Raw genomic sequence first — 17,190 nt, forward strand, 5'->3', positions numbered from 1 at the left:
CGAACTAGCTGTATCAGATATGCCTAAGGCGCCACTAGTATATACATTCTCAAAAGCATGGCGACAAGGACGCAGATAAGATCAAAAATCAAAATTTGGGGAATACTTAAACTGCCTAGCATTTTAATGCACACAGAAAGAACCACAACCATTACAAACAATAAAGCGAAAGTGCCATAACCGACAAGTTCTTGGCCGATAAGTCCGATGACGAGACCCAAAAGAAGACCCGTGATAAATCTTAAAGAAAAGTGAAGAAGTGAAACTGTCGTGGTTTTAACTCCGTCTTGAGCGCTGCTTGCGATACCACGCATTCTGTCGCCGATTCCCATGGCTTCTCCTTTTGAACGTCCTAGTTGCCACCAAGTCTTAAAATTTTCATCTCTATTTCAGCACGATCCAACGCATTTGGCGAGAGTCCTAAATATTTATTATAAGCTGTCGCCGCAGAGCGATTATCCCCGCGCAATTCATAAATGGCCCCTTGCTCGCGATAAATCTCGGCATAACCACTTTCCCGCGCAGATGCCAATGCCAACATATCTTCAGCTACATCCATTGAGCCGGATTGTCTGTAACAAGTCGCCGACTTCACATAGATTTCTGCGCCTTGAGGACGCAGCTTCATGGCTTGAGAGTATTCAGCCGCACATTCAGCATACTGCTTTCTTGCCGTATAAACTTCCGCAGCTAAAATGTAGGAATCAGCAACATTCGGATTTAATTTCTTTTCCATTTTCGATGCTTCTAGCGCGGTTGTAAAATCCCCGGAAGAAAAGGCCGCTTTACCAATATAATAATGAGTTCGCGGATATTTCGGATTCAAACGCTGGACCCTTTTAAACTGTTGAATAGCTTCATCAAACCGGCTTGTTTCTAAATACAGTTTTCCGGCTTGGAAAAGAGCTTCCCCATCTGTCGGATCTAAAATTGCTGCGTTTAAAAAAGCCTTTAAAGCCTTGTCATTTAAACCTAATGCTTTTTCACTTTCACCTAAACCAAGCCACGCCTTTTTGTTTTTCGGATCTGATTCAACAACCTTTTCATAAATTTCTTTAGATTGGGTGAAACGATCTTCAGATTTATAAATCTCAGCTAAGGCAATGCGGTAATCCAAGGTATAGGAAAAGCGTTTGATCAACTCGTTGAGGTAATTGATACCTGAATCCACACCATTGGTTTGCGCTAACATTTTTGCATAGGTGATTTGCGCTTCTGGATTTGTAGCATCGATTTCAACAGCCTTGGTTGCATAGCGAATGGCGTCTTTAGCTGCGTTTTCTTTTCTTTCAATTTCTTTTTTATTAATCGGCATAATCGAACGGGCTAAAATTCCATTTGCTTTTGAAAGCAAAATAAACGCTTCGATGTCACCGTCATAGGCCTTCACTGAGCGTAAAGCATAGTTAATCGCTCCAGGCATATTGTTTTTTCTAAACTCTAACATCGAAAGGCCCCGCAATACTTCATAGTTATTCGGCGCTATTCGCGTTGCGTTTGTAAGAATTGTTAATGCACCTATAAAGTCAAAACGCTGAGACATATAGTCAGCTTGCAGAACGTAAGCAGAAACTAATTTCGGTTCTGCCTTAATTGCTTTATTAAGCCACTCAATAGCTTCAAAACTTTGATTAAGCTGCCATAAAGCTTTTGCTGCTTTCATCGCTGCCGTGCCATTTTTAGGATCAACTTCAAAGGCCGCCTTAAACTCTGCTTGCGCTGCTAGATAATCCCCTTGGCGAATGTACTGGTCACCTAGGTAAAGCAGTTCATTGTTTTTTCCTTTTTCACCTTTAACTTTGTCGTTACCACCCAAACGAATCACTAACTGACGAAGCTCACTGTTGTTGGGATTTAAATCAAATCCACTTTGCGCGGCTTCAAGAGCTTTTCCTTTTTCACCACGCAAAAGATAAATCTCGGCTAAACAAGAATATCCGTCTGCTAAAGTTAGGGCTGCGACTCTGCCTTTTGCTTCTAACGCTGTTGATAGATAGCTATAGGCTGTGTCTGATTTTTTAAAGCCACGATAATCGATAATCCCAGCAAGGATTTTTGCTTCACGATGCCTTGGGTTTTTAGCTAAAACATTTTTTAAAATGCTTGATGCCGTATTAAAATCACCTGTTTCATAGGAAACAGCGGCTAATGATACTAAGGGGTTTAGCCATTTATCCCACAGCTGTGATGCCTTTTCATAATATGGGATAGCATTCGTATAATCATGCTCCCCGCGCAGAAGCTCTGCCTTAAAATCGTAAAGAACTGGCAGTAACGAAAACGGTTCGTTGCTTTCAAGTGTTGCTTCAATCACACCTTTTGCTTCTTTAAAGCGACCTGAAGTCATGAGCTTTACCGTTTCGCACACTTGTCCAAAGGGACTGATAACGTTTAAGGCTCTTGTTGATTGGGTCATCGTAACAATGGTTTTAATATCCTGCGCATCTTGAACGGCAAAGGGCCAAAGCTCTTTATAAACGACACAAAGAAGACCGCGCACCTCTAAATTCATGCCAGAACCTTCAATGATCGTAACAAGTTTATTCTGCGCCTCTAGGTAGGATTCAAAGGTGTCTTGTTCAATAGAAAAAATGGCTTCGTTTAATTTAACCTTAACCTGTTCTTCAGACATGGTACTGGTAGATTTTTTTGGCGCAAGTAAGTGAATTTTTGTGCCATCAGAAGGACCTTGTTCCCACAATAAAAACACCGCCGCTAAAATGACAATCACAAGAACGAATGCTGGCAAACGGAGATTTTTAAAAAGTTCCCCTTTTTCCATATTCTTGATGTTTGATAAATCGATGACCGATTCTGACTTTACGTTCGCAATGGGGATAGATGCCGGTTGCACGTTCTGAGGAACGTCATACACATCCACTTTTTGTTTGGATTTTTCAATTTTGATATTCGCAAAGCTTTCTAAAGACGGCAGAGAATCTTTAGGCTTTTGCTGCGGAGGTGGATGCACGATAACCGTTTCAGCTTCCATCTTTTGCGCTTTTTTTGGATCAACTTCAACGATACCTTCAAGAGCTTCAAGTAACTTGTCATAAAAAGCGGCTTCTTTAGAAATCAAAGTCCACTGACCGTCGGGAAGTTTTGAGATCATCTCTTGACCCGAAAAAACACCCTCACCAATCATGCGAAGAATGGCTTCAGTAGAATAAGGGCCCTTAACCTGACCCGTTCGTGTTTTAACAACCCAAGTAACCTGTATGCGCGACATAGACACTTGATTCTACTGAGGATTTTAACAAAGGACTATGAACCTGAACGGGGTCTTGAAAGTCCTGTGCTTTCGTCAAGGAAACACCCGAAAAAGTGGTTCCAAACTAGAACCTAGACCCATTCTGGAATTACCCCTAGTTCCGATTTGAGTGTGGCCAAGGAAGTGGGCGCAGCTCATCTCAAAATAAATGCGCTTCCGCAACTGTCTCAAGTTGGCACAGCGATTGCTTTAAGGAATAGCGTTAGACGAATTTCCTGGAGTACGTAAGTGGTAAGAAACGCATTAATCGCAGTATACATCATCATAGTTTTGACCATCTCTGCAGTTGCGCGTGCGGGTGTTCTTCCGAACAATGCACAAGGTGAAGACTTAGTTTCTTCTGGTGAATTGCAAAACTACAACTTCAAAACTCACGTTGGTGAGATCGTTGCCTTAGCTGATGGCTCCCTTGTTTTAGCATTGGAAGATCAGCAAACATTCTTCTACGTAAAGGCACAATTCGATCTGACTCCTTATATTGGTTATAAAGTTATGATTAGCGGTATTGAACTTGAACATCAACTTGCTCCCAACTACGAGCTAGATATTGTGGACCCCCTCCCTAATATCAACTCTGGGAACAAAGCAGTCGTCTTCTTTGTGTTCGGTATCAGCGAGGTTAGATAATAACCTGTGATCATTAAGTCTCAGCCCCATCCCCTCCGCGGGCTGAGACTTTTCTTTTTTTTCCTATAAAGGCCTACGGACCCCCTCCTGTTAGGCCTTTTTCTTTTTCTCTAAAGCAATGTTTTGCCACAAATTACCCAGCAACAAGTTGGTCTGCAGATCCTTACATTAAACTATGTTGATGGAGGTTCGTATGGGCATTATTTGGACAATCATCATTGGATTCTTAGTGGGCCCTTGTTGCTCGTTTCATCATGCCAGGAAAAGACAAGGCTGGTTTTATTCTTACTACGATTTTGGGTATTTTAGGTGCTGTTATAGGTGGTTACATTGGACAAGCTTTGGGTTTCTATACTGTCGGGGAGCCTGCGGGATTTATAATGTCGGTGCTAGGTGCGCTCATCTTGCTTTTCATCGTCGGCAAATTTCGCAAATAAGTAGGACAAATAAAAAAGGGAGTTCATTCGGAACTCCCTTTTCATTCGAATTTTCAAAATGATTTATTCTTCAGTGACGCGGCGGATTTTAGCGCCTAGTGCTGATAACTTATCTTCAAGTTTTTCGTAACCGCGATCCAAGTGATAGATACGGTTTACAACTGTTTCACCACCGGCAACCAAACCTGCTAACACAAGTGAAGCACTTGCGCGTAAGTCTGTTGCCATCACTGGAGCACCGGTTAATTGACCTGGGCGACCGTGAACAACGGCCACTCTAGTTTTAGGAACGATGTCAGCACCTAAACGAATCAATTCTTGAACGTGCATGAAGCGATTTTCAAAAACTGTTTCAGAGATCACACTTGTTCCTCTTGCTACAGTCATCAAAGCCATAAACTGAGCTTGAAGATCTGTTGGGAACATTGGATGCGGAGCTGTTGTGATGTCTACAGCATCCCACGCGTCAGTTTTATAAACTGTCATAGTGTCTTTAGTCGTATCAATTTTAAATCCAGCTTCACGCATTTTAGAGATCAGAGCTTCTAAGTGCGCTGGAACGCACTTTTCAACAGTCACTTGACCGTGAGTGATTGCACCCGCGATCAAAAGTGTTCCTGCCTCAATACGGTCAGGCATGATTGAATGTTCGGCTGGTTTTAATTTTTCAACGCCATCAATAGTGATAACACTTGTACCGTGACCAGAAATCTTCGCACCCATTTTGATTAGGTATTCAGCTAGATCTACGATCTCTGGTTCTTTTGCCGCATTTTCTAAAATCGTGCGACCTTCAGCAAGTGTTGCTGCCATCATGATGTTTTCAGTTCCGCCAACAGTTACTGTTTCAAACAGGAATGTAGAGCCTTTTAATTTTTTAGCATTCGCTTGAACGTAACCTTCTTTTTGCGAGATCTCTGCGCCTAAAGCCTTAAAGCCTTCAAGATGCAAATCAATCGGACGGCTCCCGATCGCACAACCACCAGGTTGAGAAACCACAGCTTCGCCGTATTTAGCTAAAAGAGGACCCATGCACAAGAAGCTTGCGCGCATTTTACGAACTAAGTCGTAGCTTGCTTCATAGCTTTGTAAGCGAGTCACGTTCACACGAAACTTATCGCCGTCCCAGCGAGTTGTGCAGCCTAGGCTTTCAAGAAGTGCGGCTGTTGACTCGATGTCTTTTAATTTTGGAACGTTTGTAAATACGTGCTCACCCTCTGCAAGCAAAGTTGAGAACAATAAAGGAAGAGCAGCATTTTTTGCGCCACTCGTAGCGACCGTACCTTGAAGTGGGCCATTGCCCATGACTACCATTTTATCCATTAGGTTTCTCCACGAATGACTCTATCATGACCTGAAAGGTCTTTGGTTACACTGATTTCGTTAAATGTTCTTAAGCTTTCAAAGTGCTCTTTCGATGCATGGCCTTGGGTCATTCCCATTTCCATAAGCATGATGCCGGGATGATTTAGACTTGAAGCATATTGTTTTGACCAATTTTTTATAAGCGCCAATCCATTATCATCAGCATACAGCGCTGAAGCCGGTTCAAATTTTTTAACATTGGCTTCAACTTGTGAATCATCATGGGCAATGTAGGGCGGATTTGAAACTAAAACGTCCACCTTATTACTGCCCACAAAGTCTTTGTAAGCTGACAGAACGACATCAGCATTTGCTGCATCGGTGTGAATGAAACGAACGCGATCAGAAACTTCTAAACTTTGCGCATTTCTTTGCGCGACTTCCAGGGCTTTTTCGGAAAGATCTACTGCGATCAATTTTGCTTCAGGGAATTCTTTTAATAGACTTAAACCAATACAGCCAGAACCACAGCCTAAATCAATAATGCCTAAGTCGGTTTTTTTTGATTTGCCCCATTCAACTACTTCTTCAACTATATGTTCTGTTTCAGGGCGGGGAATTAAAGTTGAAGAATTCACTTCAAAGCGGCTTTTATAAAAGTCGCGATAGCCTAGAATGTAAGCGACAGGCTCCCCTTGGGCGCGACGACGAACAAGTTCTCTTAAAACTGCCAGTTCATCTTCTTTCATGGGCTGATCAAAACGCAAATATAGCTGGATACGCTCTAGCTTTAAACCATGGGCTAACAACAGCTCAGCATCAAGACGGGGCGTCTCGAATTTTTTCTCTTTAAAGAACGCTGTTGTTTTATCTAAGATCTCTTTTAGTTTCATCTATTGTGCAGAGGTTTGCTTTTTTAAAGCCTCTGCTTGAAAGTTAGCAACGAGTGGATCAATCAGCAACTCAAATGAACCATTCATGACTTGGTCTAGCTGATGGATCGTCAAGCCGATACGGTGATCGGTGATACGCGTTTGCGGGAAGTTGTAAGTACGAATACGTTCAGAACGATCACCAGTTCCGATTTGCTCTAAACGGGCATCCGAAGCTTCTTTACGAACTTTTTCGTCTTCGATTTGTTGCAATTTAGCGTAAAGGATTTGGAAAGCGCGCTCTCTATTTGAAGATTGCGATTTACCTTCCTGACACTTTACTTCAAGGCCCGTAGGAAGATGCACGACACGAACCGCAGATTCAGTTCTGTTCACCGACTGACCACCAGCACCTTGGGAGCGCATAGTTTCAATACGAACATCAGACATTGGAATCTTGATTTCGTTCACTTCAACTTCTGGGATGACAGCCACTGTTACGGTGGAAGTATGGATACGTCCCGCTGCTTCGGTCTTAGGAACTCGTTGCACGCGGTGAACGCCTGATTCGTATTTCAATTTACTGAATACAGAATCACCAGTAACGCTGGCGATGATCTCTTTAGCTCCGCCGGCATTGCCTTCAGAATAAGAAATCATTTCTACTTTCCAACCTTGAGAAGATGCATAGTGACCATAGCCACGGAACATCTCGTCAGCAAATAATGCCGCTTCGTCACCGCCGGCACCCGCACGAATTTCTAAGATAATATTCTTTTCGTCGTTAGGGTCTTTCGGTATCAGAGCGATTTTTAATTGCTGTTCTAGTTCTGGTAAAGCAGCTTCCAGCTCTTTAACCTCTTCACGGATCATTTCACGCATTTCTGGATCTTGTTCCGCAGTCAGAAGTTCTTTGCTGGCTTTTAAATTTTCGGTTTTCTTTTTAAAATCGCGATAAGGGATGACAATCTTTTCTAGATTTCCCAATTCTTTCATCAAAGCGCGGTACTGAGTTTGATTTGAAGCAATATCGGGTCTTTGAAGAGCCAGATTGACTTCTTCATAACGAGATTCCACCTCATTCAATTTTGAGAACATGCGAACCGCCTCTAGATCTATTGGTATTTCAAGATGATTTTCTAATTTGCCAACACTGGAAATGAAAATGCGGTTCGAATGATGAACCGCATTTCATACACGAAGATCCTCCGAACGGAGGCCCGAAATTTATTTCTTGCCGTAACGTTTTTTGAAACGATCGATACGACCTTCAGTATCCATCACACGTTGTTTACCAGTGAAGAAAGGGTGAGATGCAGAAGAGATCTCAACTTTGATCAATGGATATTCTTTGCCGTCTTCCCATTTAACTGTTTCGCTAGAGTGAAGAGTTGAAGTTCCCAAGAACGAGAAGTCGCAAGAGATGTCTTTAAATACTACTGTATTTACTTTTGGATGTAGGTTTTGTTTCATGACCTGATTCCTTCTAAAAAATTTAACCTATGGGTCTGTTAAGATGTAACGGTTTAACACAGCGGGTCCCCCCTGTCGAGAACTAATCGCTGCTTTTTTTGGCAGCGGGGCGGGCTTTCAGGCAATCTTTAAGTTCAGGCTTATCGTCGTAATATCATATATTTAGCTTTAGCTGGTGGGTGTTGCTGTAGCAGTATTTGCGGTGCAGTTCTTAGCAAGAGATCCAGACCCTTTGCCCTCTGGGGAGGATTTGCTTTTTAGCCTCCGGCCCTCGGGAAAGTTGCAGCTGAAAACCCAAAACTCCATGCTGGGGCCATTAACAGGAGGACTTTTTATGAAGTACTTATTTATGGCCGCCACACTTTTCGGATTTTCTTCGGCCCATGCGGAAAGCATTTACTGTGCTTTTAATGACGTTAATTTAAAAGCGACTTACAGCTCTGAAACAAACAAGGTCACGATCGTGGCTCCGTCTGGTGAAACCCATGAGCTAAAGGGCACACTATATTTTCAGAAAAATGGAATTTTAAAAATTACGGCTGAAGGAATCACTGAACACTTGTTAGTGGATACGACTTCCACATTCCACGATAAAGTCACAGACTCCATTTATCCATTCAAGGTCACGGCGGTTGCCGCTAGCACTTCCCTTACTGGGGGATGTGAAACGGACGAACTAAAAAGGGCTCAAAGAATTCCATAAAAAAAGGGAGTCATGAAGACTCCCTTTTTAGTTTTTAATTTATCAAAAAAACTACGACGGACCTGACATTGCTTTTAGGAAGTCCGTGTTGGTTTTCGTGTTTTCCACTTTATCCAACAAGAATTCCATCGCATCGATTGGATTCATCGGAGCAAGAACTTTTCTTAGGATCCACAGACGGTTTAGATCTGCTTTTTCAACTAACAAGTCCTCTTTACGAGTTCCAGATTTGTTGATGTCCATGCATGGGAAGATACGTTTTTCCATAAGCTTACGATCTAAGTGAATCTCAGCGTTACCAGTACCTTTAAATTCTTCGAAGATAACCTCATCCATGCGCGAACCAGTATCGATAAGTGCAGTTGCGATGATGGTTAAAGAACCACCCTCTTCGATATTGCGGGCAGCACCGAAGAAACGTTTTGGTTTGTGAAGAGCATTTGAATCCACACCGCCCGATAAAATCTTACCAGATGGAGGAACAACTGTGTTGTAGGCACGAGCCAAACGAGTGATGGAATCTAGCAAGATCACCACGTCATGTTTGTGCTCAACCAAACGTTTCGCTTTTTCGATAACCATCTCTGCAACTTGAACGTGGCGAGTTGGTGGCTCATCGAAAGTTGACGATACAACTTCACCTTTTACGGTTCTTTGCATGTCAGTTACTTCCTCTGGGCGTTCATCGATTAGAAGAACGATCAATTTTACTTCAGGATGATTGTTTGTGATCGCATTAGCGATTTGTTGCATAAGAACGGTTTTACCTGTTCTTGGCGGAGCAACGATAAGCGCACGCTGACCTTTTCCTAAAGGAGCCATCAAATCCACAACGCGAGTCGTGTATTCACCAGGGCTGTGTTCTAGTTTAAGTCTTTCATTTGGATAAAGCGGCGTTAAGTTGTCGAAAAGAATTTTATCTTTTCCGTTTTCAGTTGTTTCAAAGTTCAATGAATCAACTTTTAGAAGAGCGAAGTAACGTTCGCCTTCTTTTGGCGGACGAACTGTACCTGTAACAGTATCACCCGTTCTTAAGCCGAAGCGGCGGATTTGTGACGGGCTTACGTAAATATCATCCGGACCTGGAAGATAGTTATAATCTGGAGAACGCAAGAAACCATAACCGTCTGGCAGGATTTCTAGAACACCAGAACCATAAATGTCCTGACCCAATTTTGCTGCACGCTTAAGAATTTCAAAGATCATGTCCTGACGACGAAGACCGGCAGCGTTTTCGATTTTAAGTTTTGTCGCAAGCTCTGTCAGCTGCGTGATGTTTTTAGACTTTAAGTCCTTAGAAGATAACCACGTTTTTTCTTCATCCGTTAACTGGATATCCGCTAAATCGATATTTTCAGTTTGTGCTGGAGCATTTGAATGATCGTCACCAGTTGGTTGACCTTCGTCTCTGCGGTCATGTCTGAAGTCACGGCGTTGATTGTTTTGTCTGTCATGGCGGTGTCCGCCTCTGTCGCCTCTGTCTCTGTCCCCACGGTCACGATTGTCTCGATTGTGCGGGCGGAATTCTCTACGTTGATGTTGTTGTGGGCGATCTTGTCTTGGTGCCTGCGCCGGTGTTTCTGAAGTGGAGGGAGTTGATTCGCTTGGCGCGCTAGCGGCAGGGGCAGGGGCAGCTTCAGGAGCTGGAGTTGCGGCTTGAGGAGCTTCTGCAGGAGCTGCAGCAGCAGTTTCTTCTGTGGTAGCTTTCGTACGGGTACGTTTTTTTACCACCTCAACGCCTTGTTGATCTTTTGGTTCAGACAAACAGATTCTCCTTGTAGGATTTAATAAAGAAAATAAAGAACGAAAAAAAGAATGATCCGATTGGATGACTAAGTTCTGGTCCCACTGTCCTAAAGGGCCCTACTTTTGTCAACCGAAAATCTTTTTTGGGGTTTAGGCCGAATTTCTTTCAGTATCTCAACTTGAGACATTTTGGCCTGCACCTTCGCTTTAGAACATATGAATCGTCTAGTTGATTAAATTCTTAGCAGGCCCGAGGAAGCCTTTATGGTCAAGTTTATTAAAAGTGACCGATTTTCAGGTGTTTAAATATGAGTCGAGCCAAGTCTGGTTTTCAAAATTTTTGCGCTGATTTAATGAAAATGACCCAGACTTGCTATTAATTTTTCGTAAAGAAATCCGAAAAGTTAATATCCAATAAGCATAAGGAGTCTATCGTGGAGGATACTTTACAAGTTCCGGCACCAAGAACCCCTCTAAACCTCGAAGTTTCATTTAAGCGCAATTACGCGCGCGATGAAGCTAAAGGCACGCTTAAAAATATTAGCATCACTGGCGCCTTTTTGGAGTTTACTGGTGGCGAGGTTCGCCCAAATGAAAAGCTAAACCTGATTTTTGTTGTCGCAGGACGCGAGCGCAAAGTTGCCGCTCACGTTATCTGGACCAATTCACAAGGTTGCGGAGTTCGATTCAAACCTGTGAATAATCGCGATGTGCAAATCGTTGATGATTTAATTTATTTCATCGAAAACAATCGCGACGAACGCCGTTCAGTATTTGATACAATCCTTAAAAAAGTATCTTAATTAACACTGAACAAAGTTTCTAAAAAACAAAAGAGCGAGTGGATAACTCGCTCTTTTTATTTTTTCAGCATATCCACGAGCCAAGGTTGGCGAGAAGGGTCCAAGCGCAAGGCGGAAGCCTCTTCCCGCAGCGCAGGTGTGGCAGCGCCACATCGGAGCGAGGACAAGAGGTTTCCAACGCAGTCGATTGGGCCCTTATCGGCGACCGCCTAAGTACCAACGTGGGTGTTGTCTAGTCCCTGCTGTTCAAGCTCTCTTTGTTTTCTTTTCTTTCTCATTACAATCAGAATCGCAAGACCGGCTGCTGCTAAACCAACTACACCCAAAGCCATCGTTGTGTCTTGATCCATTCCTTGCGGAGCTTCTTCTTCAGCAAATTGAGGTGCAGGTGCTGGAGGATTCACTGCCTCTGGTGGAGGTGGTGGTGGCGGAGCCATCTCTTGCGCTACGTCTGGTGGTGGAGGCGGAGGCATGTCCATTCCAGCTTGCTCTTGTGGCATTGGTGGAGGAGGAATTTCCTGTTGTGCTTGTTGAGGCATTGCTTCTTGGGGAGGAGCTGGTACAGCCGGAGCTTGCGGCTCGGAAGCTGCGATTTCTTGAGAAGGAGCTTGCGGTTGTGCCGGAGCTTGAGCCATTTGGCCGCCTCTCCAGTAACGAAGCTCAGTGCCTTCAGAAATTGAACCTTTAGATTCTACAGAGTTACTTGCCCAAACTTCTTTCCAAGCATTGTCGTAACCAAGAATTTCTTTAGAAACTTTTTTAATGTCATCGCCCGGCTTAGCAACATAAACCTCAGGGGCCATTCCGTTATCTTCGTAGAAAGTAATTACTTTTGAAGCATCATCAGGACGGTTTGGCGAGTTGTAATAAACTTTGTCACCAGGTTTTACCGCGCGAGATTGTAAAAGTGGATTTCCTTTTTTGATCTCTTTAGTTTTGTCAGCGCCATAAATCATTTGGCTGATACCTTTTAAAGTGTCACCTGGGCGCGCGAAGTAGATCGTATTATATAAAGTGTTTCCAACTTTCCAAGGAGCTGTTGCCACTTTTTGCAAAGGAGATGAAGCTTTTTTAGGAGCTGGTTCTTCTGAGGCCGCTGTTTCAGTTCTTGATTCGGGTTCAGCTGCTGGAGCAGAAGGAGTTTCATCAACTACAGTTGTTGAAGAATCAGCAACGGTCGCAGGGGCAGGTTCAGTCGCAGGAGGAGCTTCTGCGAATGGATCAGCTGGCAAAGTCTCTGTTGTCGTAGCAACATCTGTTTTTTCAGTCGTCGCTAAGTCGTCACCTAAAGTTTCTTCTTTAGTAGTAGTCGCAGTTTCAGTAGTTGTCGTTGTTTCAGCAGGAGCTGCGGCGATGGATTCAGGAGCTGGAGTTGTTTCACCTAAAGCTTCTTCTGGAAGTTGATCGCTAGCTAAAGAATCATCAGCGACATCAAGAGCTTCATCACCTTCCAATTTTTCTAAGTCAGCAGAATCTACATCGGCTGCAACCTCAGTATCGGCTGCGCTGTCTTTGGACGTACAGCTTGTAGTCTGGAAAGCCAGAGCTGAACACGCTAATAAGATCAGAAGTTTTTTCATCATTTGTTCATCCTTGAGTGATGCTATGAAACATACTGTTTCACTTAAGCCTTACTAACAATTTAAACAGAAGATAAAGGTCAGGCAAACACTAAAGAAGTCACTGGACTTTGGATGGAAACCAGACTGTTTCGCTATTTGATTTTTAACTTACTACCAACTCTTATCTTATTTTTTGCAAACCAACCCTTATTCATTTCAAGAGCGTATTTTGCTGGTAATGAACTTGGGTAGGAGGGCAACATTGTGTCGGTAACTCCTTTTCCAGACTTCATTTCCTGAATATCGATCAGCTCTCCGTCCTTATTAAAGTAGGCAATAGCTAAATCAATCAAAGTATTCTTCATCCAAAAGAATCTTGTCTCTTCATTTTTAAAGATAAATAACATGCCGTCGTTTTCGGCAAGTGTGTCTCTATACATAAGTCCACGCTCATGCTGAGCGGGAGTTTCAGCAACTTCCACAACCAAGGTCTTGCCACCAAGAGTGATATTCTTTTTGGGAAATTCAACCGCGAAGCTCGATAAAGAAAAAGCTAAAACTAAAATGAGTGCGGAACATTTATTTACGAAGCATTTCCAAAGCAACGCCATAGCGAACCCCTTTAGTAGAAACAACCATGCCGGGCAGATTTAATGAATTAATCACTGCTAGCAAAATAGATGTCCCTGCAAAAATGATATCTGCTCGGCCCCCGAGTTGATACTTAGATTTTTTTTCCTCTACTGTGGTATTGGCAAATTCATTCACCCAGTAATCAAGGCGTTCTTTTGGCAAGAAATAGCCATCCACCTTCTTTTCATCAAAGCCGCCGATTTCAATAGCAACTAAGGAAGTGGGTGTTCCGGCAACAGCTATAATTTGATCGATCTTTTCTTTTTTAATTTCTGCGATAACCGATTTAATTTCTTTTTCGATGTGTTCCTGCAGGGCAGCTTTTTCTGAAGCAAGAACCGGCTGCGTTGAAATAAACTTTTCAGTTAATCGTACTGCGCCGATATTCAAACTTTCCCCAAAAAGGATTTGATCTCCGCGACCGGAAATAAGCTCGGTAGAACCACCGCCAACATCGATAACGAGTGAAGTACGATTCTGGTGATTAAGTCCGGCTGTAGCACCTTGATAGGTGATGCGGGCTTCATCCTCCCCAGGAATAATTTCAATAGGAATTCCAAGGTCAGCGCCGATTTTGAATAATTCGCCACCGTTTTTTGCATCACGGGCCGCTGAGGTTGCCATCGCCAAGATGACGTCTACGTTGTGTTTATCGATTTCTTGTTTAAATTCGCTTAAGCACTCGCGCGCGCGAACTAGTGCATCAGGATGAAACGCTCCGGTTTTATCAACCCCTTGACCCAGGCGAACGACTTTTACTAAGTCGGCATGGACTTGTGTAATTCCCTTTTCGCCACCTTCAGCAATCAGACACAAGAAAGTGTTCGTACCAAGATCAAGAGCTGCAACCTTCATTATTTCAACTTCTCCTGAAGAATTTTATTCACGAGTTCAGGATTCGCCTGACCTTTAGAAGATTTCATCACGGCACCGACAAAGAAACCAAACAAATTCTTTTTCTTTCCGGACTTATGATCTTCAACGGTTTGAGCGTTAGCTGCTAAAACTTCTTCCACAATTTTTTCAATCGCCGCAGGATCAGAAATTTGCACAAGTCCCTTTTCTTTCACCACGACCTCAGGATCTTTTCCTGATTCCCACATTTCTTGAAAAACTGTTTTAGCGATTTTTCCAGAAATAGTGCCGTTATCGATAAGAGCGATCATGCGCCCCAATTGTTCAGGCTTAATCGGGGATTCAGTGATGGGCTTATTTGCTGAATTTAATTCGCGCAAAAGCTCTGTCATAATCCAGTTTGCAGAAGACTTATAGTTTTTCGAAACCTTCGCAGTTTCTTCGTAATAATCAGCAAGTTGCTTTTCTGAAGTTAAAACTTTCGCATCGTGCTCTGGCAGCGAGTGTTCGGCTTGGAATCTGTTCGCGCGAGCAATTGGCAATTCTGGCAATTCGCTTTTAAATTTTGCGATCATCGCATCCGTCACGATCACCGGAAGCAAATCAGGGTCTGCAAAGTAGCGATAGTCTTGCGCGTCTTCTTTCGTGCGCATAGAGAATGTGCGATTTTTATCCGGATCCCATAGTCTTGTTTCTTGGATGATCTTATCACCGCGCTCTACAACGTCGATCTGTCTTTCGATTTCATATTCAATTGCTTTTTCGACGAAACGGAAAGAGTTGACGTTTTTAATTTCAACTTTCGTTCCAAATTGCGGAGCCCCAACTTTACGAACGGAGACGTTGCAATCACAGCGCATGGAGCCTTCTTCAAGATTGCCATCGCAAACATCAAGATAGCGAACGATTTGATGGATAGTTCGGCCGTATTCCGCAGCTTCAGCCGGAGATCTTAAATCCGGGCCGGTGACGATTTCTAGTAAAGGAATCCCCGCACGATTATAATTAATCAAGGTATAATCGCCGTGGTGATTTGATTTACCCGCGTCTTCTTCCATATGAGCGCGAGCGATGGAAATAGTTTTTTCCTCACCGTCTAACTTGAATGTCACTGAGCCATTCTCGCAGATAGGTTGGTCGTACTGAGAAATTTGATAGCCCTTAGGCAAATCTGGATAGAAATAGTTTTTACGCGCAAAAACCGATTTCCTGCGAATATCACAACCTAAAGCAAGCCCGGTTTTAATCGAGTATTCGATGGCTTTTTTATTTACCACTGGCAAAGTACCGGGCATTCCCACGCTGACAGGTGTTGTGTTTTCGTTATCGCCAGCATTGAAGGTTGTTTGTGCAGGACAAAACATTTTTGAAGCTGTGCTTAGTTGTACGTGAATTTCAATACCAATGACGGCTTCATATCCTCTATACGACATGGGGATGTTTTCCTTTCACCGATGAAGCGGATTCTAAGGCAAAAGCCACGTCCAACATTTTTTGTTCTTCAAAGTGACATGCGGTTAATTGAATACCGATTGGCAGGCCGTCTTGGGATAATCCAAATGGCACGCTCATTCCCGGTAAACCCGCGAGATTTGTAGAGGTCGTAAAGATATCGTTTAAATACATTTCTAAAGGATCATCAATGCGTTCACCGAGTTTAAATGCCGGTGCTGTTGTAACCGGGCTTAAAATCACGTCGCATTTTTTGAACGCCTCTAAATACTGATTGGTGATCAGGCGGCGCACTTGGCCAGCTTTGTTGTAGTAAGCATCATAGTAGCCACTTGATAAGCAGTAAGTGCCAAGCATAATACGACGCTTTACTTCTGCACCAAATCCTTCGCCGCGAGTTTTTCCGTAAAACTCATCAAGCTCGATGGCTGAAAGATTTTTAAAGTCTGCTCGGTAGCCGTACTTCACACCATCATAGCGAGCTAAGTTTGATGAGGCTTCACTAGCGGCAACTAGGTAATAAACCGGAACCGCCATCTCGGTAAGTGGAACAGAAACTTCAACAATCTCTGCCCCCATTTGTTTTAAAGTCTCTATGGATTTTTCCACAGTCTTTTGCACATCTGGATGAAGGCTTCCTGCCATGTTTTCTTTTTTTATACCGATCTTAAGGCCTTTGATATCAGACTTCAGACTTTTGCTCCACGCCGGCACTTGTTTTTGCGTGGTTGTCGAATCGTTTTCGTCAAAACCAGAAATAACTTCTAGGGTAAGGGCTGCATCTTTCACACTTGATACCATGGGCCCCGCTTGATCTAACGAAGACGCATAGGCAATGATACCGTAACGACTTACACGGCCATAGGTTGGTTTAACACCGACAATCCCACAGAAGCTTGCTGGCTGACGAATAGATCCACCGGTATCAGTACCGATTGTTCCAGCGACTAAGCGTGCTGCTTGTGCCGCTGCTGATCCACCAGATGATCCACCAGGAACACATTCTAAGTTCCATGGATTTTTCACTGATCCATGAAATGAAGTTTCATTTGATGAACCCATAGCGAATTCATCTTGATTCAATTTTCCTAATACAACCACACCCGCCTTTTTTAAGCGCGCAACCACCGTTGCATCATAGGGCGGAATAAAGTTTTCTAAAATCTTAGAACCCGCTGTGGTTCTAATGCCTTTAGTACAAAGCATTTCTTTAATTCCAAAGGGCACACCAGCCATCGGACCCACGTCTTCACCTTTAGCAATGCGCGCATCAATTTCCGCGGCATCGCTTAAAGAGTTAGGATTGATGGAAGTAAAAGAATTTAATTTTCTATCCAAAGTTTCAATACGTGTCTGAAAGTGTTGCGCCACTTCCTTTGCACTTACTGATTTATTTTTTACGGCATCAGCAATTTCACTGATCGAGGCAAATGTTAAATCCATTTTTTTAG

At 43.2% G+C, this 17,190-nt stretch carries 16 protein-coding genes; 4 read left to right on the forward strand and 12 right to left on the reverse strand.

Annotated elements, in window-relative coordinates:
* Window positions 1-23: 23 nt before the first annotated feature.
* Together MNR06_RS11535 and MNR06_RS11540 are read right to left on the reverse strand one after the other, a co-directional pair.
* Entirely contained in the window at window positions 24-332 is a 309-nt protein-coding gene (locus tag MNR06_RS11535) for a hypothetical protein (RefSeq protein WP_243536175.1), read from the reverse strand.
* 20 nt (window positions 333-352) lie between these two features.
* Window positions 353-3,229: a tetratricopeptide repeat protein gene (locus tag MNR06_RS11540; protein ID WP_243536177.1), complete on the reverse strand. Its 2,877-nt coding sequence runs from the start codon at window positions 3,227-3,229 to the stop codon at window positions 353-355.
* A 270-nt stretch (window positions 3,230-3,499) separates the two neighbouring features.
* Here MNR06_RS11540 and MNR06_RS11545 point away from each other — a divergent pair, with 270 nt between their 5' ends.
* Both MNR06_RS11545 and MNR06_RS11550 read left to right on the forward strand, forming a co-directional pair.
* Window positions 3,500-3,898 carry a hypothetical protein gene (locus MNR06_RS11545; RefSeq protein ID WP_243536179.1) on the forward strand — a complete coding sequence of 133 codons (399 nt, stop codon included), beginning with the start codon at window positions 3,500-3,502 and terminating at the stop codon, window positions 3,896-3,898.
* Window positions 3,899-4,152: 254 nt separating this feature from the next.
* Window positions 4,153-4,335 (forward strand): GlsB/YeaQ/YmgE family stress response membrane protein, encoded by a 183-nt coding sequence (locus MNR06_RS11550; RefSeq protein WP_243536182.1) that lies wholly within the window; start codon window positions 4,153-4,155, stop codon window positions 4,333-4,335.
* 63 nt (window positions 4,336-4,398) lie between these two features.
* Here MNR06_RS11550 and murA read toward each other — a convergent pair whose 3' ends face one another.
* From murA to MNR06_RS11570, 4 genes are all read right to left on the reverse strand, one after another.
* Complete coding sequence (gene murA / locus MNR06_RS11555) at window positions 4,399-5,658, reverse strand: UDP-N-acetylglucosamine 1-carboxyvinyltransferase (protein WP_243536184.1); 1,260 nt, start codon at window positions 5,656-5,658, stop codon at window positions 4,399-4,401.
* Window positions 5,658-6,533, reverse strand: coding sequence for a peptide chain release factor N(5)-glutamine methyltransferase (prmC, locus tag MNR06_RS11560; protein ID WP_243536186.1), 876 nt, complete (start codon window positions 6,531-6,533; stop codon window positions 5,658-5,660). The genes murA and prmC overlap by 1 nt, the downstream gene beginning before the upstream one ends.
* Window positions 6,534-7,610 carry a peptide chain release factor 1 gene (prfA, locus tag MNR06_RS11565; RefSeq protein WP_243536188.1) on the reverse strand — a complete coding sequence of 359 codons (1,077 nt, stop codon included), beginning with the start codon at window positions 7,608-7,610 and terminating at the stop codon, window positions 6,534-6,536.
* A gap of 129 nt (window positions 7,611-7,739) precedes the next feature.
* Window positions 7,740-7,985, reverse strand: a complete 246-nt coding sequence (locus MNR06_RS11570) for a type B 50S ribosomal protein L31 (RefSeq protein ID WP_011162689.1) — start codon at window positions 7,983-7,985, stop codon at window positions 7,740-7,742.
* Window positions 7,986-8,319: 334 nt separating this feature from the next.
* On the opposite strand from MNR06_RS11570, the gene MNR06_RS11575 reads away from it, so the two are divergent.
* Window positions 8,320-8,688: a hypothetical protein gene (locus tag MNR06_RS11575; RefSeq protein WP_243536189.1), complete on the forward strand. Its 369-nt coding sequence runs from the start codon at window positions 8,320-8,322 to the stop codon at window positions 8,686-8,688.
* A 51-nt stretch (window positions 8,689-8,739) separates the two neighbouring features.
* Here MNR06_RS11575 and rho read toward each other — a convergent pair whose 3' ends face one another.
* Entirely contained in the window at window positions 8,740-10,452 is a 1,713-nt protein-coding gene (gene rho, locus MNR06_RS11580; RefSeq protein WP_407933180.1) for a transcription termination factor Rho, read from the reverse strand.
* A gap of 416 nt (window positions 10,453-10,868) precedes the next feature.
* On the opposite strand from rho, the gene MNR06_RS11585 reads away from it, so the two are divergent.
* Entirely contained in the window at window positions 10,869-11,237 is a 369-nt protein-coding gene (locus tag MNR06_RS11585; RefSeq protein WP_243536191.1) for a PilZ domain-containing protein, read from the forward strand.
* Window positions 11,238-11,446: 209 nt separating this feature from the next.
* Here the strand turns inward: MNR06_RS11585 and MNR06_RS11590 are convergent, their stop codons facing one another.
* The 5 genes from MNR06_RS11590 to gatA form a co-directional block, all read right to left on the reverse strand.
* On the reverse strand, window positions 11,447-12,820 hold the full coding sequence (locus tag MNR06_RS11590) for a hypothetical protein (RefSeq protein WP_243540804.1): 1,374 nt from the start codon (window positions 12,818-12,820) through the stop codon (window positions 11,447-11,449).
* 131 nt (window positions 12,821-12,951) lie between these two features.
* Complete coding sequence (locus tag MNR06_RS11595) at window positions 12,952-13,410, reverse strand: DUF192 domain-containing protein (protein ID WP_243536193.1); 459 nt, start codon at window positions 13,408-13,410, stop codon at window positions 12,952-12,954.
* Window positions 13,379-14,287, reverse strand: a complete 909-nt coding sequence (locus MNR06_RS11600) for a Ppx/GppA phosphatase family protein (RefSeq protein WP_243536195.1) — start codon at window positions 14,285-14,287, stop codon at window positions 13,379-13,381. Before MNR06_RS11600 ends, MNR06_RS11595 begins: the two co-directional genes overlap by 32 nt.
* A complete protein-coding gene (gene gatB / locus MNR06_RS11605) occupies window positions 14,287-15,720 on the reverse strand; it encodes an Asp-tRNA(Asn)/Glu-tRNA(Gln) amidotransferase subunit GatB (RefSeq protein WP_243536197.1) in 1,434 nt (477 codons plus the stop codon). The genes MNR06_RS11600 and gatB overlap by 1 nt, the downstream gene beginning before the upstream one ends.
* Complete coding sequence (gatA, locus tag MNR06_RS11610; protein ID WP_243536199.1) at window positions 15,710-17,182, reverse strand: Asp-tRNA(Asn)/Glu-tRNA(Gln) amidotransferase subunit GatA; 1,473 nt, start codon at window positions 17,180-17,182, stop codon at window positions 15,710-15,712. The genes gatB and gatA overlap by 11 nt, the downstream gene beginning before the upstream one ends.
* Window positions 17,183-17,190 lie beyond the last annotated feature (8 nt).

The organism is Bdellovibrio reynosensis (assembly GCF_022814725.1).
Taxonomy (GTDB): Bacteria; Bdellovibrionota; Bdellovibrionia; order Bdellovibrionales; family Bdellovibrionaceae; genus Bdellovibrio; species Bdellovibrio reynosensis.